Origin of the sequence: Pseudomonas sp. JV414, from assembly GCF_032424305.1 — a bacterium.
GTDB lineage: Bacteria > Pseudomonadota > Gammaproteobacteria > Pseudomonadales > Pseudomonadaceae > Aquipseudomonas > Aquipseudomonas lini.
This window is the reverse complement of the sequence record NZ_VYKC01000003.1, coordinates 1-19965: the sequence shown is the minus strand read 5'-3', so window position 1 is coordinate 19965 and position 19965 is coordinate 1. Positions and strand designations below refer to the sequence as shown.

23 protein-coding genes are annotated in these 19965 nt (G+C 58.0%); 17 read left to right on the top strand and 6 right to left on the bottom strand.

Annotation, left to right across the window (positions count from 1 at the left end; genetic code table 11):
• Nucleotides 1–209 precede the first annotated feature (209 nt).
• Nucleotides 210–428: a hypothetical protein gene (locus F6R97_RS04755; protein WP_038982785.1), complete on the top strand. Its 219-nt coding sequence runs from the start codon at nt 210–212 to the stop codon at nt 426–428.
• A gap of 46 nt (nt 429–474) precedes the next feature.
• On the opposite strand, the gene osmE is transcribed toward F6R97_RS04755, so the two are convergent.
• Nucleotides 475–840: an osmotically-inducible lipoprotein OsmE gene (gene osmE, locus F6R97_RS04750; RefSeq protein ID WP_038982784.1), complete on the bottom strand. Its 366-nt coding sequence runs from the start codon at nt 838–840 to the stop codon at nt 475–477.
• 11 nt (nt 841–851) lie between these two features.
• Nucleotides 852–1091 (bottom strand): hypothetical protein, encoded by a 240-nt coding sequence (locus tag F6R97_RS04745; protein ID WP_007895573.1) that lies wholly within the window; start codon nt 1089–1091, stop codon nt 852–854.
• A gap of 91 nt (nt 1092–1182) precedes the next feature.
• On the opposite strand from F6R97_RS04745, the gene F6R97_RS04740 reads away from it, so the two are divergent.
• From F6R97_RS04740 to F6R97_RS04730, 3 genes are all read left to right on the top strand, one after another.
• The gene (locus tag F6R97_RS04740) at nt 1183–2409 is read left to right on the top strand and encodes an RtcB family protein (protein ID WP_048396981.1); all 1227 of its coding nucleotides are present in this window, start codon (nt 1183–1185) and stop codon (nt 2407–2409) included.
• Nucleotides 2410–2508: 99 nt separating this feature from the next.
• Nucleotides 2509–2745: a hypothetical protein gene (locus F6R97_RS04735; protein WP_038982782.1), complete on the top strand. Its 237-nt coding sequence runs from the start codon at nt 2509–2511 to the stop codon at nt 2743–2745.
• A gap of 77 nt (nt 2746–2822) precedes the next feature.
• On the top strand, nt 2823–3158 hold the full coding sequence (locus F6R97_RS04730; protein ID WP_048396980.1) for a hypothetical protein: 336 nt from the start codon (nt 2823–2825) through the stop codon (nt 3156–3158).
• 346 nt (nt 3159–3504) lie between these two features.
• Here the strand turns inward: F6R97_RS04730 and F6R97_RS04725 are convergent, their stop codons facing one another.
• Nucleotides 3505–3699: a hypothetical protein gene (locus tag F6R97_RS04725; protein WP_038982778.1), complete on the bottom strand. Its 195-nt coding sequence runs from the start codon at nt 3697–3699 to the stop codon at nt 3505–3507.
• A 191-nt stretch (nt 3700–3890) separates the two neighbouring features.
• Between F6R97_RS04725 and F6R97_RS04720 the strand changes: the two genes are divergently transcribed.
• The 3 genes from F6R97_RS04720 (at nt 3891) to F6R97_RS04710 (ending at nt 5055) form a co-directional block, all read left to right on the top strand.
• Entirely contained in the window at nt 3891–4085 is a 195-nt protein-coding gene (locus tag F6R97_RS04720) for a hypothetical protein (RefSeq protein ID WP_030130625.1), read from the top strand.
• Nucleotides 4086–4205: 120 nt separating this feature from the next.
• A complete protein-coding gene (locus tag F6R97_RS04715; protein WP_038982774.1) occupies nt 4206–4511 on the top strand; it encodes a hypothetical protein in 306 nt (101 codons plus the stop codon).
• A 289-nt stretch (nt 4512–4800) separates the two neighbouring features.
• Complete coding sequence (locus F6R97_RS04710; protein WP_038982773.1) at nt 4801–5055, top strand: hypothetical protein; 255 nt, start codon at nt 4801–4803, stop codon at nt 5053–5055.
• A gap of 195 nt (nt 5056–5250) precedes the next feature.
• On the opposite strand, the gene F6R97_RS04705 is transcribed toward F6R97_RS04710, so the two are convergent.
• From F6R97_RS04705 to F6R97_RS04695, 3 genes are all read right to left on the bottom strand, one after another.
• On the bottom strand, nt 5251–5667 hold the full coding sequence (locus tag F6R97_RS04705) for a CBS domain-containing protein (RefSeq protein ID WP_038982771.1): 417 nt from the start codon (nt 5665–5667) through the stop codon (nt 5251–5253).
• A 140-nt stretch (nt 5668–5807) separates the two neighbouring features.
• Nucleotides 5808–6485 (bottom strand): SOS response-associated peptidase family protein, encoded by a 678-nt coding sequence (locus F6R97_RS04700; RefSeq protein ID WP_038982770.1) that lies wholly within the window; start codon nt 6483–6485, stop codon nt 5808–5810.
• Between the two features lie 83 nt (nt 6486–6568).
• The gene (locus F6R97_RS04695; RefSeq protein ID WP_048396972.1) at nt 6569–6832 is read right to left on the bottom strand and encodes a hypothetical protein; all 264 of its coding nucleotides are present in this window, start codon (nt 6830–6832) and stop codon (nt 6569–6571) included.
• A 273-nt stretch (nt 6833–7105) separates the two neighbouring features.
• On the opposite strand from F6R97_RS04695, the gene F6R97_RS04690 reads away from it, so the two are divergent.
• The 10 genes from F6R97_RS04690 (at nt 7106) to F6R97_RS04645 (ending at nt 19171) form a co-directional block, all read left to right on the top strand.
• Nucleotides 7106–7549 (top strand): CopD family copper resistance protein, encoded by a 444-nt coding sequence (locus tag F6R97_RS04690; RefSeq protein WP_038982768.1) that lies wholly within the window; start codon nt 7106–7108, stop codon nt 7547–7549.
• A gap of 117 nt (nt 7550–7666) precedes the next feature.
• On the top strand, nt 7667–9013 hold the full coding sequence (locus F6R97_RS04685; RefSeq protein WP_315866140.1) for a coproporphyrinogen III oxidase: 1347 nt from the start codon (nt 7667–7669) through the stop codon (nt 9011–9013).
• A 22-nt stretch (nt 9014–9035) separates the two neighbouring features.
• Entirely contained in the window at nt 9036–10424 is a 1389-nt protein-coding gene (gene hemN, locus F6R97_RS04680; RefSeq protein ID WP_315866139.1) for an oxygen-independent coproporphyrinogen III oxidase, read from the top strand.
• A gap of 109 nt (nt 10425–10533) precedes the next feature.
• Nucleotides 10534–12714 (top strand): transcriptional regulator NosR, encoded by a 2181-nt coding sequence (gene nosR, locus F6R97_RS04675; protein WP_315866138.1) that lies wholly within the window; start codon nt 10534–10536, stop codon nt 12712–12714.
• Between the two features lie 55 nt (nt 12715–12769).
• Entirely contained in the window at nt 12770–14689 is a 1920-nt protein-coding gene (gene nosZ, locus F6R97_RS04670; protein ID WP_038982764.1) for a TAT-dependent nitrous-oxide reductase, read from the top strand.
• A 27-nt stretch (nt 14690–14716) separates the two neighbouring features.
• Nucleotides 14717–16006, top strand: coding sequence for a nitrous oxide reductase family maturation protein NosD (locus F6R97_RS04665; protein WP_038982763.1), 1290 nt, complete (start codon nt 14717–14719; stop codon nt 16004–16006).
• Nucleotides 16003–16926, top strand: a complete 924-nt coding sequence (locus F6R97_RS04660) for an ABC transporter ATP-binding protein (protein WP_038982762.1) — start codon at nt 16003–16005, stop codon at nt 16924–16926. Before F6R97_RS04665 ends, F6R97_RS04660 begins: the two co-directional genes overlap by 4 nt.
• The gene (locus F6R97_RS04655; protein ID WP_030130697.1) at nt 16923–17753 is read left to right on the top strand and encodes an ABC transporter permease; all 831 of its coding nucleotides are present in this window, start codon (nt 16923–16925) and stop codon (nt 17751–17753) included. The genes F6R97_RS04660 and F6R97_RS04655 overlap by 4 nt, the downstream gene beginning before the upstream one ends.
• Before the next feature lie 31 nt (nt 17754–17784).
• Nucleotides 17785–18312, top strand: coding sequence for a nitrous oxide reductase accessory protein NosL (locus F6R97_RS04650; RefSeq protein WP_315866137.1), 528 nt, complete (start codon nt 17785–17787; stop codon nt 18310–18312).
• Nucleotides 18313–18427: 115 nt separating this feature from the next.
• Nucleotides 18428–19171, top strand: a complete 744-nt coding sequence (locus F6R97_RS04645; RefSeq protein WP_315866136.1) for an SDR family oxidoreductase — start codon at nt 18428–18430, stop codon at nt 19169–19171.
• Nucleotides 19172–19965: the final 794 nt, after the last annotated feature.

The window sequence follows — 19965 nt, the reverse complement described above, 5'->3', positions numbered from 1 at the left end:
TGCTGTCTGTCACAAATCAGTCATGAAAATGCAATATTCAGACCGAAATCCGCAGAAGTGTCTGCTTCAAGGGTTGGAGTCGACAGGCCGGCTGAAAGTGCAATGAAATGCCGGAATCCTGACGCGACGTCTGGTTGGCACTTCAATGAAGGTCGGGTGTAAGGTAGTTGAGTCGATCCAGGACTATCACTGCCGAAATGGAGGTGACTATGAGCGTTCCGATGCTGACTAAAATGCACATGAACGGCTACGACGTACTCAGCGTGAACAACGGCCCCTGGCGGGTGTGCACCAAAGGTGACCGGCTTGGAGCCTTTGGCAGCAGAGAGGAAGCACTGGCCTATGCGGCTTCGCTTCCCGCCTACAGAGCCCGGTCGGGCAAAGCGTCGCGTAGCCACAAATCAGAAAGCCAGAAATCAGATAAATAGTGCACTTGAAGCCCCGGTTCGCCGGGGCTTTATAGCAGGTCGGGAATCAGTAACCGCTGCCACCCATCCCGCCCGTCGAAGGGGAATAATATTCTCTGGCTTTTTGTTGGGCACGACTCCATTGCGCGCAGGTCATGAAACTTTTGTGGTCGACCTTGCCTTGGCTGTCGAAACTGACGTTATACGGCTGCTGATGGCCGGCCTGGGTCAGCTTGTAGTCAAAGCAGGTACCAGGTTCCACCGTGCGCTGCGTTATCGATAAAGGCTGGCCGCCAATCTGCTGGACTTGGTCCTTGCTCATGCCGGTCTCGACCTTGGCGACCAGCGGTTGGTCTCGATAAACGTGTGATTCCGTGCTACAGCCACCTGGCGCCGCCAGCACGGCGATCAGCGCGCATAGAGGCTTGTTCATGACAGCGCTCTCTAGTGAACTTTCGTTCGAGTGATGGATTTTGCTTTCACTTCTTCAGCATAGCCCGCCAGTCGCTCTTCATCGCCCTGGAATAACGCGCACAGCCTCAGCGTTGCCTCTGCGTCCACATCATTGCCGGCCTGGCGCAGCTGTTCTGCGATGCGCAAAAGCTCTACCGCCGACCACCTCAGGTCCGAGGCTACACCTTGCAGGTCGCGCCGAAGTTGCTGTTCATATTCGTTAAGCCACATGATGACCTCCTGCAATTCCCCGCTACGAAATAGTAATCCCATTTACCTGTCTGGAGCGTTATGTTCGTCTGATCGCAAGAGAGTCGAAATCATGCAACAACCTGTCTACCAACTGCTGGAAGTCGCCAACGGCAAGCCGATCAAACTCTGGACCGAGGGTGTTCCGGTTGAAAGCGAAGCCCGGCAGCAATTGATCAATACCGCGAAGATGCCGTTCATCTTCAAGCACCTGGCGGTGATGCCGGATGTGCATCTGGGCAAAGGGTCCACCATCGGCAGCGTGATCCCCACCGTGGGCGCGATCATTCCGGCGGCCGTGGGGGTGGACATCGGCTGCGGCATGATCGCCGCGCGCACTTCGCTGACCGCCGCCGATTTGCCGGACAACCTGCACGGCTTGCGCACTGCCATCGAAAAGGCCGTGCCCCATGGCCGCACGTTGAGCCGTGGCCGACGCGATGAAGGCGCCTGGAACCATGTTCCACAGCAGGCCGATCAAGCCTGGGCGGCGCTGAGCTCACGGTTCAAGGCGATCACCGACAAGTACCCGAAACTTGCCAGTACCAACAACCGCCATCACCTGGGCACCCTAGGTACCGGTAATCACTTCATCGAGGTCTGCCTGGACGAGGCCAACCGCGTCTGGTTCATGCTGCACAGCGGTTCTCGCGGCGTTGGCAATGCCATCGGGACCCTGTTCATTCAATTGGCCCAAGCGGACATGCGCCAGCACATCGCCAATCTGCCGGACCGCGATCTGGCCTATTTCAAGGAAGGCAGCCGGCATTTCGATGACTACGTCGAAGCGGTGGGCTGGGCTCAGGACTTCGCCCGGCAGAACCGCGCGTTGATGATGCAGGCGGTGATTCAGGCAGCGCGGCAAGTGATTCGCAAACCTTTCGAGGTCGCGCTGGAGGCAGTGAACTGCCACCACAATTACGTGCAGAAAGAGCGGCACTTCGGTGAAGACGTCCTGGTCACCCGCAAGGGCGCGGTGTCGGCGAAGAAGGGCGAGCTGGGGATCATTCCCGGCTCCATGGGGGCCAAAAGCTTCATCGTTCGGGGTCTCGGCAACGAGCAATCGTTCTGTTCCTGCAGCCACGGTGCCGGTCGGACCATGAGCCGCACCAAAGCCAAAAATACCTTCACTGTCGCAGACCAGATTCGCGCGACCGCTCATGTGGAGTGCCGCAAGGATGCGGCGGTCATCGATGAGATTCCGATGGCTTACAAGGACATCGACAAAGTCATGTACGCCCAGCGTGATCTGGTGGAAGTACTGCACACCTTGCGACAGGTGATCTGTGTGAAGGGATAGTGATGGAAGGTGCTTCCATTGGTCGGGAACATTAACGCGGGTGAGCAGCTCTGCTGTCGTATTGAGGTAATGATTCATTCGCTAGGGAGGCCATCTCAAATGACGACTACCGATGATTTCAGACACCACGCGCATGAGCTGATCGTTGACCTGGATGCGGCAACCACGGAAATGATGAAACTGATCTCGGCCCATCAACTGAGCGGCCCGGAATGGGAGCGGGTCACGAAATGGCAGCATGAAGCGTACGAGCGATGGATGACGTACCTGAATGCGAGGTCGTATCCCGATTCGGGCTCGGGAGCCGAGCCGGGGCAGGGCGAAGCCCCTTTGTAGAGACATCACCGGCTGTCCGCTGGATGTATGCATAAGTACAGGCTACATTTCCCGTTTTTCAGGATAAGGAAGCGTTTATGCGCATGTTGATAGCGGGAATAGCGGTGGCTGTGTTGGCGGGCTGTTCATTACCCGCATCCGTGGTGCCGGGCGAACCCAATATCAGCAAATACAGCGAGAAGGCGCCCAAGGAATATGCCGCGTGTGTATTGCCGTTATGGCGTCAGGAGATTGCGGGATCGACGCAATCGGCGATTTCCAATGGCTACCGGATCACCGCGCCGAGCATCATCACGGCTGACGAAATTCTGGTTATCGTGAAATCGAAGGATGGCAGCCAGGTGTCGCTTTACCAAGGGCCACCGTGGGCGAAGTCAGGGGCGCTGCGCCAAGCTGTCCGGGATTGTTTGTAACGCTCGCTTCATTTCGTGCTCCGTTTATGGAGGACGCCTGTGCCGTATGTCGGAGCCATATGTCGGAATCCAGGAACGTGGCGCAGTCAGTGGATGACTTGAAAATAGTGTGGATATTTAATGAGTTAGGATATTTAGTAACTGGATAGTGAGTCAGAATATCTTGTTACAAGTCACGCGATTAGGTAATATTGCCCCGCGTTCACCACCACGGTTTATGCATTTTTAAAGCCCAGGCGTCCATCAGCTGCCTGGGCTTTTTTTTTGTCTGGAATTTGGTGATTGCTTATGAGCACGCTGCCGACAGAGTGCCAGCAGCGTGGGGTGGACGAAAACTTGATGTCTGTTACTTGGCCGGATCAGCCTTGCGCCGATCACTGCCAGCAGGGTTTCCGGTGTTTACAAGCCTTCTTTCTACCAGGACATTCTGCAGAGCCTGGCGTGCGGAAGGGTCTAGCTGGTGTTCTCTTTCCTTCAGTTCGAGCAGGATGGGGGTGGACCAACCACGATAGGTTTGCTCGGAAATACGAGTAGATGTCATCTATCTCTCCTTTGGTGAGTCGCCCGAAAACACAGTGGGCGAAGTCCTGTACGGTAAAAATCCTAGTTGAGGAAACGATTTGTCGCCAGCGATTGGCATTGCAATGAGATTGCCGATCATCCTTCGCGACGTGGGTAGCCCACCATTCGTGGCGTAAACTAAAGAGGCTACCTCATCAAAAGGAGCCGCATATGATCGCCGACCAAATGAACAGACAGGAGTCGGAGCAAAGCGCTGTTTGGGATCAATACTTCTGTGCCGCGTTGATTGCCGAAAGCAATCTGACGGCACCGGTGGTTGGAGAAGCCACCCACGAAGACAGGCAGAATCTGTTAATCCAAAGGGCCAAAGCACTCGCCGATAAGATGCTGGAAAACAGAAGATAACCGGAGCCCAGCCATTGCGCTGGGCTCTTCACTTTTTGAGGTTCTTATCTTTCTTCCAAGTGAACGCTCCTTGGTCGCGGATCGTCTACAGTTGGTAGTTCATGGATACGGAGATCGAACATGAAGTGCCTAATCTGTCAGGCTGCCTCTAACACTGTTCACGCGGCTGGAGACTGGTCAGAAGTCAAATGCTCGGCCGGTTGTGGACGCTACAAGGTCTCGGCGAACCTTGTGGCGAAAATGAAACTCAAGAACGAGTTCTTTGACATCGAACGCACAAGACGATGGCTTGAGATGGCGCGCAATGACGATCCGGTGCCGTTGATATCCACCTATGACTACTTCGTTTCCTTGTTGCATCGCGACACCGAGGAAAGGTCGGTCTTCGCGCCGAGTCGTTCCAGGCAGCCGTTGGTTGCGGATTAGAATCCGTCTGTCCTGGCTGAAACACCATCCCCCTGTAGGAGCTGCCGAAGGCTGCGATCTTTTGATCTTCAGCAGCTCCTGAAAGATCAAGATCAAAAGATCGCAGCCTTTGGCAGCTCCTACAGGGGCTCACGCAGATATTGCTCGATCTATCGAAAAAAACAAGCAACCTCCATGGATAGCCCCTGTCGATATCAACATGTCCCCGCTATTCGTCATCACACCCTACCCAGGTTGTCAGCATTTATGGCGGGCTGAAAGCGGCTAACTGAATGATCAGGAGGTGGCTATGAGCTGTCCGCTGTGTGGAAACACTAATGCGCTGGAAGATCTTTCGTTCGGGGGCGGCTTGCGTATTTATTGTGAGCCGTGTGGTGGTTTCTATCGGATTTCAACAACCCTGAATGCCTTGGCCGACGGAAAAACCTATGACACCGAGCGCACTCGAGCCCGACTGAAAAAGAAGCGTGAAACCGACAAATTGGAAGACCAGGAGCCGGCGCTAGGCGCGGAGGACAAAGACCTGCTCGTCGAGCCAAACTGATGTGTCGCGCAATAAGCATGCGCCCCAGCGAACGACGCGCTGGGTGTGGGAAGGTTATCTCTGCGAGACGGTTGCGGTGGATGTGTGCACAAGGACTCGCCTGACCCTGAAACCGGGTTTCGAACGGGATTCCAGGCCAGGCGAGCGTGCCAGATCCATGCGAGTTTTAATCCTGATGAACGCTTGGCGGCCCGGTTAATGATGAGCCTGTGCCACTCCGCGCAAAACCGTCGCAGCGGCGGATTGAGATCGAGTGCTGGCAATGTTTCCCAGCGACACGACGCCAACCAGACGCTTGTCTCGGTTGAGCACGGGCAGGCGACGCAGTTGCACGTCCGCCATGTTCTTTGCCACATGCTCTATGTCTTCATCCTCAAAGCAATAGCGGATGCCGCCAGTCATTACTTTACTGATAGGGGTTTTGCCGGGGAGTCCTTCGGCTACAGCTCTGATGGCTATATCCCGGTCCGTGATCATGCCAATCAGACGCTCTTGCTCCTCAACCATGATGGCGCCGCTATCGATCCTGGCCATCATGTTTGCGGCCTCCTGGATCGTCTGGCTTGGCTTGGCTGTTAAAACATCTTTCGTCATGACTTCCGAAATCTTCATGAAAAGACTCCTTTAAAGTGATGCTTCAGTGATTAAGGGCTGCCAATTTTTCGACTTGGAGGGGAAGTGCGGGTTCAGATTGTTTTATCTCCACTCGTCATGGTGACGGATTGATTGGGGCGGGTCATGGTGCTCAGGCCCTAGATAGGCTCTATCAGTTCTGAGCCCTGGTTCTTCACATTGCCCACGGCCATGTCCACTTTGAACCATTCGAAGACGTCGCAAGGTTCGCGTTGCTGCAGGAGCATCTGCTCGGCGCGCTCCTTGGGCGTGTAGGGGTCAATCCATTCCCGGGCCAGTTCGGGACTGAGCGTCACAGGCCGACGGTCGTGAAGATCCACCATGCCACCTTCACTGTCCGCGGTGATGATCACGAAGCCGTCATGCTCGTCCGGCTCCTTTTCGTACCTTGGATACTGACCAATGGCGGCGCACAGGATCGGCGCGTGATCCTTGCGACGGATCAGGTAAGGCTGTTTCTTCGGACCGCCCTCGTAAACCCATTCAAACCAGTTGTCGATGGCAATAATTGCCCGGTGCGGCCATATCTCCTTGAAGAATGGGTCGTGGGCGACTTTCTCAACCCGGGCGTTGATCGGTGTTGCGTGATCCCTGGCCCAGTGCGGTCGCCAGCCCCAACGAACCCTGTCGGCGTGCAGCATGCCGCTTTCCTCGTGGAACAAGGCGAGCTGAGTCGACGGCGCGGCGTTGTAGAGTTCGAGCGGCTGATCGCCAGCATTGTTGACCAAGGCGTTGGGCATACTCAACGCCGCCACGAACTCGTGAACACCTCGATACTGCGAAAGTCGTCCGCACATGGCTGAGCCCTCATGCTTAATCCTGAGCTTAGACAATAGTTTCAGGGTGGGGCGTACCCCGAGCAGCCGAAGTCGGATGGGGGTCAATGAACCGCTGAGGACCTGGGAACCGGGACGTGATCAAATCTGGAAATCTCTTTGATCCAGAAACGACGATATTTAGTCTGGTCTGGCGCCAGCGGTTTGTGATTTGACCAGGGATGCTCAGTTTTCAAGCTGGCGCGGTACACCTCCCACTCCTTCTCCTCGGCCACTTCCTTGGCCCTTTTCTCATCATCGAACCAGCCAAGTACATAAACTTCGCCCTGATCCATTCCATGCTCGATCAGCAGATAGATATCTTTCATAAGCTTGAACCCATTACTACACGTTCTAAAATCCCCTAATGCCGGGGCATTGTTTTGACTATCGGCAGGTACTTTCGATTATTGAGTATTGTCGATGAATGGTGCGAAGTCGAACTTGTGTTCGATAGCCTGGCTGATCGCGCCGCACAGTATCGGTGTGGCGCGGCCCCTGGCGGCGCGGATTCGCGGGTTTCTTGATTGATGTCAATCGCCTGAGTCGAGCTGCTCTGTATTCTCCGGAGAAACCGACAGCTGAACGGAGGGCGAACATTCATGCTCTATCCGCTGTTTCTAACCTTTCATCTGTTTGCCGCCCTGATCTTTATCGGCACGGTGTTCTTTGAAGTCCTTTTTTTGGAAAGCATCCGCAAACAGTTGCCCGCCAAAGTGATGCTGCTGGTCGAGGAGGGTATTGGTCGCCGAGCCCGCACCCTGATGCCGTGGGTGCTACTGGTATTGTTCGGCGCGGGGCTGGGCATGGTCTGGCTGCGCTATTTGCCCGTCCTTGCAACGCCAATGGCCTCATCGTTCAGCACCTTGTTGCTGTTGAAAATCATGGTCGCCGTGAGCGTGCTGCTGCATTTCCTGGCCGCCATGTTTCTGTTCAAAAGCGGCCGAATGAACGCTCGATACCTGCATTTCATCCATGGCAGTGTGTTCTGCCATATGGTCGTCATTGTGCTGCTGGCCAAGGGGATGTTTTACCTGACGTGGTGAGCGGCCTTGCCCCAAGGTCTGTCCTGCAAGCACTTGGCTTGCGCTTGATACAAGTCAAGGAGCATTGATCGCCAATCCCGGACACTGTTGATCCGCAGCCAGTCTCGGAGACCTGTCATGCTCGATTTTTCTCACGCCCCCGGCGATCTGATCGCTCGGTGCGATCAGGGCGTACTCGACCCCAACTGCCATGCCGACACGCAAAAGTTTCATGACGGCATCGGCTCTCTGGATTTGCTTCGTGCCTTGCGCATCAGTCGTCAGAAACGACGCCCGATAGCCCTGAACGTGCAGCTGCCTTCCAGCCTCACGCCATCCTTTTGTTCCCCGCGCGATGTCGCCTGCGAGCACGGCGAAATCGAACAGTACCTTCAACGCCTGGAACAGGAGATCGACCTCGTCGGTTGTCATCTGGGAGCGGAGCAACGGGTCGAACAATTTCACCTGAGCGGCGGAACACCCACCATCGCTCATCTCGAGCGCCTGATGAATCACCTGCGTGATCGATTCAACTTTCTCGAGCATGAGTGCGGCGACTACAGCGTCGATGTCGACCTTCACCATACCGATTGGTCGACCATGGGTGCGTTGCGCAACCAGGGATTCAATCATGTCAGCATTGGCGTTCCGGATATCGACACCGACTGTGACATGTCGGTGGCCTGCTACCAGAACCCGGCCCCCATTCATTCACTGATCGATGCCGCCCGCACCTTTGGTTATCGATCGATCAATGTCGATCTGGGTTTTGGTCATGCCTGGCAAACGCCAGAAAGCTTCGCGTTGAAGCTGGCGGCGATCATTGAACTGGAGCCGGACAGGCTGATGGTGTTCGACTATGCCCGGCCACCACGCCGTTATCGGCCGATGCTCGGCGACCAGGTCAGAGAACTGTGCAGCCAGGACGATAAAGGCGCGATGCGCCAGATCGCCTTCGAACAGTTGATCGCCGTGGGCTATCACTACATCGGTATGGGGCAGTTTGTGCGGCCCGACGATGATCTGGCGATCGCTCAGGAGCGCGGCCGATTACGTCGCACGTGTGACGGTTTTACCCGTCACGGCTATTGCGACCATATCGGCTTCGGTTTGGGGGCTATCAGTCAGATCGACGATTTGTATACGCAAAACACCGACGCCATCGAGCGTTATCAGCAACAGCTGGACCGGGGCCAATTGCCGACGTCTCGTGGCTGGCGTTTCGAGGCGGGGGATCAGATACGGCACATGGTCATGGAGCGACTGGCGTGTGATCAAGAGCTGGATATCCGCGCCATCGAGCGGCGCTATGGGCTGATTTTCTCCAAGTACTTTGCATCTGTCTGGCCATTGCTGGAGCAATTGAGTCGCGACGGGTTGATTGAATTGTCGGACCGTTTCATCAGCATTCTTCCCGCCGGCCGGCCGGAAGTGGATGCCATCTGCAACCTGTTTGAAAAGGATTCGGGCAGTGCAAGGCATTAACCCACCTGCGAGTTGATTGATCATGAAACCTGCATTCGATTTCGATCGAGCCCTGGTCGAAAAGTATGACCGTCCCGGGCCGCGCTATACCTCTTATCCCACGGCGCCGCAGTTTCATCAGGCGTTTGCCGTTGACGACTATCAGCGTGCCGCCTCCGACAGCAATCTGGCGGCGGTGCCCAAGCCATTGTCGGTGTATATCCACATTCCGTTCTGCAAGAGCCTTTGCTACTACTGCGCCTGCAACAAAATCATTACCCAGAAAACCCATCGGGCCGTCGAATACCTGACGTACCTCAAGCGTGAAATCGTGATGCAGGCTGCGTTGTTCGACAGCACGCGCAAACTCACACAGCTGCACTTGGGCGGGGGCACGCCGACGTATTTGACCAGTGAACAGCTGGCGGGCCTGATGGACTGCTTGCACCAGGCGTTCGACATGGACGACAGCGATGACCATGAGTTTTCCATCGAGGTCGATCCACGCACCATCAACACCGAGCAGATCCAGTCGCTGCGCCAACTGGGGTTCAATCGTCTGAGCTTCGGCGTGCAGGACTTCGATCCCGACGTACAAGCCGCGGTCAATCGCCAGCAAAGTGAAGAACAGATCTACGCGCTGGTCGCGGCGGCGCGCGAGGCGCAATTCAAGTCGATCAGCGTCGATCTGATTTACGGCCTGCCACTGCAAACGGTGAACAGTTTCGACGTCACCCTCGGCAAGATCATCGCCCTGCGTCCGGACCGGATTGCCGCCTACAGCTACGCCCATTTACCCGAGCTGGTGCGCGCGCAACGGCTGATTCGCCCGGCGGACATGCCGCCACCGGAGCGCAAGCTGGAGTTGCTGGAGTTGACCATCCGCCGCCTGACCGAAGCCGGTTATGTCTATATCGGCATGGATCACTTCGCCTTGCCGGAAGACGAACTGGCGCTGGCCCGCACCCATGGCACCCTGCAACGCAATTTTCAGGGCTACTCGACCCATGCCGACTGCGACTTGATCGGCCTGGGAGTGTCTTCGATCGGCAAGGTCGGCGACAGCTACAGCCAGAGCGTCAAGGAGCTTTCGCAGTACTACGCCCGTATCGATCAAGGTTTGTTGCCGGTGCATCGTGGTTATCGCTTGAGCGCCGATGACTTGCTGCGCCGCGAAGTGATCAGCGACCTGATGTGCCACGGCAGGATCGATTTCGCCAAGTTCGAAGCGGGTCATGGCATTTGCTTCACCGAGTATTTTGCCGATGCGCTGGCGCAACTGGACGAGCAGGTGCGTGACGGACTGTTGCAGATTCACAGCGACGAGTTGGTGCTGTTGCCGCAAGGGCATTTGATGATGCGCAGTGCCGCGATGGCATTTGACGCCTATCTGGGAGGGGAGCAAAAAGGCCGGTTTTCCCGCACCGTTTGAGGCTTCGGGCGCTCTGGTGCGAGGAATTTTATCGAGTTGATTTCAATCAAGGGCGGGGCACACAGCGCTCCCTAACATTGCCGCAAGCCCCTTTGAAATCAGCGAGCTCATGACAATCCATCAGCCTTCGACACATGGCAACCTGCGCATCTGGAGCGTCGGGCTGGTGGTGATGGTCTTGCTGATGATCGCAGCGTTCGCGACGGTGCAGGCCAAGTCATACGGCGACATCGAGCAGCAGCGCATCGAGAAGGTCTTCCCGCAAACCGATTCGGTGTCCGCAGCCGAAGGCAAGTTCAAGGTGCGCACGCTGTCCGCCGCCGGCAAGGTCATCGGTTATGTGTTCCAGAGCCTGGATGTGGTGGACATTCCGGCCTACTCGGGCAAACCCATCAATACCCAGGTGATCCTCGACACCGCCGGGGTGATTCAGGACGCCTATGTGCTGGAGCACCACGAACCGATTCTGCTGATCGGCATTCCCGAAGAAAAACTCCACGGTTTCAGCGCCCGATACAAAGGGATCAAGGTCAGCCAGCGGGTAGTCGTAGGCCATTCCAGCGACCCGAGCGCGGTCACCGTGGATGCCATCGCCGGCGCAACCGTCACCGCCATGGTCGTCAATGAGGTCATCATGCGTGCCGCCCATGAGGTGGCCGTATCGTTGAAGCTGATCGAGGACAAGGGCGGGGTGGTGAACAAACCCGCCACCGTGCGCCAGGACTTTTACGAGCCCGCCACCTGGGAGCAACTGACCGGAAACGGCGCCATTCGTCGGTTGAACCTGACCCGTGGACAAGTCGATGCAGCCTTCAAGGGCACCGAAGCCGAAGGCGTCGACAACGCCGGCCCGGATCAAGTCGATGACACCTTTATCGAGCTGTACACCGCCGACTTGAACCCACCGACCATTGGCCGAGCGTTACTGGGCGACAATCAATATCGCTTCCTCATGCAGGAACTCAAACCCGGCGAGCAGGCCATCGTGGTGTTGGGTCGTGGGCTGTTTTCCTATAAAGGCTCGGGTTATGTGCGCGGCGGGATTTTCGATCGGGTGCAATTGCGCCAGTTCGGCAACGTCATCAGCTTTCGTGACATGGACCATCAGCGGCTCTCCGACGTGTTTGCCAAGGGCATGCCCGAGTTCAATGAAATGTCGATTTTCATTGTCCGCAAACCAGCCGGATTCGATCCGGGATCGCCCTGGTCCCTGGAGCTCCTGGTGCGGCGTCAGACGGGACCGGTCAGCGGCACCTTCAGCAGCTTCGAACTGCCTTATCAACTGCCCGAGCCCTACCTTGAGCGACCCGCGCCCAGTGCCGAAGAGCTGGCGGCCATCGAGGAAGCCAGCCGGCCGATATGGTTGAACATCTGGTACCAGAAACACTTCCAGATCGCCGTCCTCGCGAGTGCGTTGTTGCTGCTGACGGCCATTCTGTTCCTGCAAGACAAACTCACCCGCCGGCCACGCTTTCTGCACTGGCTGCGTCGTGGCTACTTGCTTTTTACCGTGGTTTTTCTGGGCTGGTATGCCTTGGGGCAATTGTCGGTGGTTAATGTCCTGACCTTTGTTCATGCGCTGTTCGAGCACTTTCGCTGGGAGCTGTTTCTCACCGATCCGCTGATCTTCATGCTCTGGGTCTTTACCGCCGCGAGCATCCTGCTGTGGGGCCGTGGTGTGTTCTGCGGCTGGCTGTGCCCGTTTGGCGCCTTGCAAGAGTTGATCAACGAAGCGGCGCGCAAGTTGAAAATTCCCCAGTACGAATTGCCCTTTGCGGTGCATGAGCGGCTGTGGGCGATCAAATACATCATCTTGCTGCTGCTTTTCGGCATTTCCCTGGAATCGATGTCCACCGCTGAGCTGTTCGCCGAGGTGGAACCCTTCAAAACCGCCATCACCCTCAAGTTCGACCGCCAGTGGTGGTTCGTGCTCTACGCGGTGGCGCTGCTGGTGATCAACATTTTCACGCGCAAAGTCTATTGCCGCTACATCTGCCCTTTGGGCGCGGCGCTGGCGATCCCGAGCAAATTGCGCCTGTTCGACTGGCTCAAGCGCCGCAAGGAATGCGGCAGCCCCTGCCAGTTGTGCGCCAAGGAATGCGAGATCCAGGCGATTCATCCTGATGGCCGGATCAATGCCAACGAGTGCCACTACTGCCTCGATTGCCAGATGACCTACCACAACGAAGACAAATGCCCGCCGCTGATCAACAAGCGCAAGAAGCGCGGCAAACCGGCGCCCGTGGCGGTGCAACTGATACCTGTCGTGGAAGTGACGGCTCTTGAATGAAGCTCGCGAGCGCACGTCCGCAGTGACCGTTTTATCCCTTCAAGGAGTACGCAACATGACTGACACAGAATCCACAAAACCGGTGCAGGAAGAAGAACAGACCGGACTCAGTCGGCGCGGTTTTCTGGGCAGCAGCGCCGTCACCGGTGCGGTGCTGGCGGGTGCCACGACGTTGGGCGGCGCAGTGTTCAGCCGCGAGTCGTGGGCGGCCGCGGTCAAGGATGCGCAAGCAAAAATCCATGTTGGCCCCGGTGAGCTGGACGAATACTACGGTTTCTGGAGTGGTGGTCATCAGGGCGAAGTGCGGGTGCTGGGTGTGCCGTCGATGCGTGAGCTGATGCGTATTCCGGTGTTCAACGTCGACTCGGCCACCGGTTGGGGCCTGACCAACGAAAGCAAGCGGATCCTGGGCGACAGTGCGAAGTTCCAGAATGGCGATTGCCATCACCCGCATATCTCCATGACCGATGGCAAGTACGACGGCAAGTACTTGTTCATCAACGACAAGGCCAACTCCCGGGTCGCGCGCATCCGCCTGGACATCATGAAGTGCGACAAGATTCTCACCGTGCCGAACGTGCAGGCCATTCACGGCCTGCGTCTGCAAAAAGTGCCTTACACCCAGTACGTGTTCGCCAATGCCGAATTCGTCATCCCGCACCCCAATGACGGCAGCACCTTCGACCTGCAAGACAAGAACAGCTTCACCATGTTCAACGCCATCGATGCCGAGAAAATGGAGATGGCTTTCCAGGTGATTGTCGACGGCAACCTGGACAACTCCGACGCCGATTACACCGGCAAGTACGCCGCGTCCACCTGCTACAACTCGGAGAAGGCTTACGACCTTGGCGGCATGATGCGCAACGAGCGCGACTGGGTCGTGGTGTTCAACATCCCGCGCATCGAGGCTGCGATCAAGGCCGGCAAATTCATCACCCTGGAAGACTCGAAAGTGCCGGTGGTCGACGGTCGTAAAACCGATGGCAAGGACTCCGAATTCACTCGCTACATCCCGGTGCCGAAGAACCCCCACGGCCTCAACACCTCATCCGATGGCAAGTACTTCATTGCCAATGGCAAGCTGTCGCCAACGGTATCGATGATTGCCATCGACCGGCTGGACGACCTGTTCGCCGATAAATTCAAGGACCCGCGCGAGGTTATCGTCGCCGAGCCGGAACTGGGCCTGGGCCCGTTGCACACCACCTTCGACGGTCGCGGCAACGCCTACACCACGTTGTTCATCGACAGCCAGGTGGTGAAGTGGAACATGGAGGAAGCGATTCGTGCCTACAAGGGCGAGAAGGTCAATTACATCAAGCAGAAGCTCGACGTGCAGTACCAGCCTGGCCACAACCACGCCTCGCTGACCGAAACCAGTGAAGCGGATGGCAAGTGGCTGGTGGTGTTGTGCAAATTCTCCAAGGACCGCTTCCTGCCGACCGGGCCGCTGCACCCGGAGAACGACCAATTGATCGATATTTCCGGCGACGAGATGAAGCTGGTGCATGACGGCCCTGCGTTTGCCGAACCTCACGATTGCATCCTGGCGCGCCGGGACCAGATCAAGACCCAAAAGATCTGGAGCCGCAATGACCCGTTTTTCGCCGCCACCGTGGAGCTGGCCAAGAAAGACGGGATCAACCTGGAGACTGACAACAAGGTCATCCGCGACGGCAATCATGTACGGGTCTACATGACCTCCATGGCGCCGGCCTATGGTCTGACCGAGTTCACCGTCAAGCAGGGCAACGAGGTCACTGTGATCATCACCAACATCGACCAGATTGAAGACGTGACCCACGGTTTCGTCATGACCAATCATGGCGCCAGCATGGAGATCAGCCCGCAGCAAACTTCGTCCATCACCTTTACCGCCGACAAGGCCGGCCTGCATTGGTACTACTGCAGCTGGTTCTGCCATGCGCTGCACATGGAAATGGTCGGCCGCATGAAGGTCGAGCGGGCCTGACGGTTGGCATTCGACGGGAGCGGGCCGATGACCGATATCAAGCGCAATCCGATCAAGGTGATCGCGTTTGCGCTCTTGCTGATGTCCGGCAGTGCGCTGGCGGTGCAACCGATCACCACGTTGCCGTTGCGGGTTGACGCTGAACAACGCTGGCACTTGCCGGCGGGCGAGTACCGTGGCTCGTTCAGCGTCGATCAACCGATGCAGATTGTCTGCGAGGCGGGCGCGGTATTTCAGGGCGAGGGGCAGGGCAACGGTTTGATCATCAGTGCGCCGGATGTCGGCATCGAGGGCTGCACCTTTGTGGACTGGGGCCACGACCTCACGGCCATGAATGCAGCGGTGTTTATCCAGCCCAAAGCCCATGGCGCGGTGATTAAAGGCAATCGCCTGAAGGGTAAGGGCTTCGGTATCTGGGTCGACGGCACTCAGGATGTGAGCCTGATCGACAACCGTATTCAGGGTGATCCAACGATGCGTTCTCAGGATCGCGGCAACGGCATTCATCTGTATGCGGTGCATGGCGCCCGGGTCATTGGCAATCAGGTGCGCGACACCCGCGATGGCATCTACATCGACACCTCCAACGGCAACCTGCTGCAGGGCAATACCCTGGAAGATCTGCGTTATGGCGTGCATTACATGTTCGCCAACGACAACCGCCTGATCGGCAACACCACCCGCCGCACCCGCACTGGCTACGCCTTGATGCAAAGCCGCAAGCTCACGGTGATCGGCAACCGCTCCGAACAGGATCAGAACTACGGCATCCTGATGAACTACATCACCTATTCAACCTTGCGCGACAACTTCGTCACGGACGTGCGCGACGGCTCGACCGGCGACAGCATGATCAGCGGCGCTGAGGGCAAGGCGTTGTTCATCTACAACTCGCTGTTCAACAGCATCGAACACAACCACTTCGAGCACAGCGCCGTGGGCATTCACCTCACCGCCGGCTCCGAAGACAACCGCATCGCCGACAACGCGTTTGTCGGCAACCAACGGCAGGTCAAATACGTCGCCACCCGCTTGCAGGAGTGGTCGGCGGGTGGCCGGGGCAATTACTGGAGCGATTACCTGGGCTGGGATCGCAACAACGATGGCCTGGGCGATATCGCCTACGAACCCAACGACAACGTCGACCGCCTGCTGTGGCTGTACCCGCAGGTGCGGCTGTTGATGAACAGCCCCGGGATCGAATTGCTGCGCTGGGTGCAACGGGCCTTTCCGGTGATGAAATCGCCCGGCGTCCTGGACAGCCATCCGCTGATGAATCCCACCACCCAACCCCTGACACAGGAGCCCACCGCATGAACGTCATCGACATGGAAGGCGTCAGCCAGCGCTATGGGTACACCACCGTGTTGCATCAGTTGAACCTGAGCCTGGGCGAAGGTGAAGTGCTCGGCTTGTTCGGGCACAACGGCGCGGGCAAGACCACCAGCATGAAACTGGTGCTCGGTCTGCTTCAGGCCAGTGAAGGGCAGGTCAGGGTGTTCGGCCGCACGCCCAGTGATCCGCAGGTTCGGCGTTTGCTGGGCTATTTGCCGGAGAACGTGACCTTCTATCCGCAGATGAGCGGCCTGGAGACCTTGCGGCATTTCGCCCGACTCAAAGGCGCAGCGCCCGCGCAGGTGGACGTGCTGCTGGAGGAAGTCGGCCTGGCGGGCGCGGCGCATCGACGGGTCAAGACCTATTCCAAAGGCATGCGCCAACGCTTGGGACTGGCGCAAGCCTTGCTCGGCGAGCCGCGCTTGTTACTGCTCGACGAGCCGACCGTCGGCCTCGATCCGATCGCCACTCAAGACCTCTATCGGTTACTCGACCGGCTGCGCAGCCAGGGCACCAGCATCATTCTCTGTTCCCACGTATTGCCGGGAGTCGAGGCGCATATCAACCGTGCAGCAATTCTGACCCAGGGGCGCCTGCTGGCCCTCGGCAGTCTGCGCAGTTTGCGCGAGGAAGCCGGGTTGCCGACGCTGATCCGCGCCAATGGGCTCAAGCACACCGAGCCATTGCAGCGATCCTGGAACAACGCCGGGCACGTCACCCAGCGCTGGGGCGTGGAGGGCCTTGAAGTGGCTGCGCTCAATGGCAACAAATTGGACCTGTTGCGCGAACTGCTTAATGAACACGAGCCGGCCGACGTGGAAATCGACCCGCCGTCCCTGGAGGACATCTACCGCTATTACATGGGCCGGGCCGGTGCGACCCCCAGTGGAGAGACCGTATGAACCCGATCTGGAACATGGCCCGCAAGGAATTCAATGACGGCTTGCGCAACCGCTGGTTGTTGGCGATCAGTCTGTTGTTCGCGGTGTTGGCGACCGGCATCGCCTGGTTGGGGGCGGCGGCTTCCGGGCAATTGGGCTTCACCTCGGTGCCCGCCACCATCGCTAGCCTCGCCAGCCTGGCGACATTCCTCATGCCGTTGATTGCTTTGCTGCTGGCCTATGACGCCATCGTCGGCGAAGACGAAAGCGGCACGTTGCTGCTGTTGCTGACCTACCCGCTGGGACGCGGGCACATCCTGCTCGGCAAGTTCGTCGGTCACGGATTGATCCTGGCGCTGGCAACCCTCATCGGTTTCGGCTGCGCGATGCTCGCGATTGCGGTGCTGGTGGAGGACGTCGAACTGAACCTGCTGCTCTGGGCTTTTGGACGATTCATGCTGTCGTCGACGTTACTGGGCTGGGGCTTTCTAGGGCTGGCCTATGTGCTGAGCAGTGTGTCTGCCGAGAAATCCACCGCCGCCGGGCTGGCGCTGGGGGTGTGGTTCTTTTTCGTGCTGGTGTTCGACCTGGCGCTGCTGGCACTGCTGGTGCTCAGCGAAGGGCAGTTCAACCCGAAGGTGCTGCCGTGGTTGCTGCTGCTCAACCCCGCCGACATCTATCGCCTGATCAATCTCTCCGGTTTCGAGCCCGGCGCCGGTAGCGCTGGCGTGCTGACCCTTGGCAGCGATTTGCCTGTGCCGGGCTCGATGCTCTGGTTGTGCCTGTTGCTGTGGGTGGCGGTGCCTTTGGGCTTGGCCTGGTTGCTGTTCCGTCGACGGGCGACATGAATTCACACCTTGGTTTTTGGAGCATCTGACGATGAGTAATCTTTATTCGACGACGGTATGTGCCGTGGCGGGCCTGATGTTCGGCCTGCTGCTGGCGGCCTGTGACAAACCGGTGCAAGCCACCTACAGCGACGCCGCCGCTGCTTTTCATCCCAGTGATGAATGCCATGTTTGCGGCATGATCATCGACGGCTTCCCCGGGCCCAAGGGCGAAGTGGTCGAGCACAGCGGCATCAAGAAATTCTGCTCCACGGCGGAGATGATCGGTTGGTGGCTGCAACCGGAAAATCATCATGGTGAGGCCCGGTTGTATGTCCACGACATGGGCCGCAGTCCGTGGAACGCACCCAATGATTCCCATCTGATTGATGCCAAGGATGCGTTTTACGTGGTCGGTACCCAGCTCAAAGGCGCCATGGGTGTGGTATTGGCGTCTTTCTCCAGCCAGCAGGCTGCGGAAAAACTGGCCGCCGACGAGGGCGGTCGTGTGCTGCGGTTCAGCGAGATCGATCAGGCGGTGCTTCAGCAGCAGCCAGCGATGTCGCATTCGACTCATTGATCGGCGAGCCATCGAGAAAAGTGATCGCCGTCAAGTCGGTATTTTTGCGTCTGTTCAAAGATAGGGGCTCACAACGTCCCCAGTGCTTGGCATTAACGATGCCCAGGAGAACATGATGCAAACCGAGTTTCAGGATCGTCTGGCGGTGATCACCGGCGCCAGCTCCGGGATTGGCCTGGCGTTGTGCGCCGCGCTGTTGCCGCGCGGGGTCAAGGTACTGGCGATGTCACGCACTGTCGGTGAATTGCCAGTCTTGCAGCAGATCTACGGCGAACGGTTGCAATGGTGTGCCGGGGATGTCACCTGCCAGGACGACCTTTACGAGTTGGCCCGGCGGGCTGCAGCGTTGGGGCCGGTGGATTATCTGGTGCCCAACGCGGGCATTGCCGAAATGGCTGACAGTCTGGACATGCCGGCCTTCCAGCGGCAATGGGCGGTCAATGGTGCCGGGGCGTTGAACACTCTGGCGGCGTTGCGCGGTGAGTTGGCGAGTCCGGCTTCGGTGGTGTTTGTCGGTAGTTTCCTGACCGGTTCGAGCTTTCCCGGCCTGGCTGCCTGCATTGCCAGCAAGGCCGCGCTGGCGGCTCAGGCGCGCACGCTGGCGGTGGAGTTTGCGCGTTATGACGTGCGCATCAACCTTGTTTCTCCGGGGCCGACCGCGACCTCGATGTGGGACAACCTGGGGTTGAGCGATGGGGAGCTTGATGACGTCGCTGATACCCTTGGGAAGCGTCTGCTGCCGGGGCATTTTCTCGATGCGTCGGCGGTGGCCAATGTGATTATCTTTCAACTGTCCCAAGGCGCCCGGGGTGTTTATGGGCAGGATTGGAAGGTTGATAATGGTTATACCTTGGGGTGACGGGTTAACTCGCAGTTTTGCGGATGTTCCCGGACCCTTGTGGGAGCTGGCTTGCCTGCGAAAGCGGCGTGTCGGGTGACATAGGTTTTGATGGTGTACATATCCGTTGCTGCGGTAACGACTACTATGGGTTCCGCCCTTACGGCGGGTTACTTTGAAAAGCGCAAAGTAACCAAACGCTTTTCGCCCCTGACGTACGGTGGCTCGCCTAGGCTCGCCATACCCTCACTCCAGTCCTGCTCCGTGGGCCCGCCGCCATCGGCCATCCATGGCCGGGGGCGGCTACCGCGGCATCCTTGCCGCGGTGCCCACTGCGCAGAACCTGCGTTCGGCCTTCCGACGGGGCAGGTCAAGATCAACATCAAAAGCCAGATCAAAAGCCAAAGCGAGGCGGCCTGATAGCCGACCTGATGTTGGTTCGGTCAAGTCTGGTCAGCGGCGGTGTACCCGAATGCCATACCTGACAACATTTCAACTGTGGGAGCGGGCTTGCTCGCGAAGAGGCCGTGTCAGTCGACATAAATGTTGAATGTAAGTCCGCCTTCGCGAGCAAGCCCGCTCCCACAATTAATCAGTGTTGCTTCCAGAGGATGTGAACGATCAAGTCAGCGAAGCGCGCCCGCTTGATGCCTAGGTCGGCCCAGAGGCCGCCTCGCTTTTGCTGTTGCGGTAGTCGCCCCCTCGAGAAGCCGAGAGGAGGTTCTGCGCAGTGGGCAACCCGGCATGGATGCCGGGTTAGCCGCCCCCGGCCATGGATGGCCGATGGCGGCGGGCCCACGGAGCAGGACCGGAGC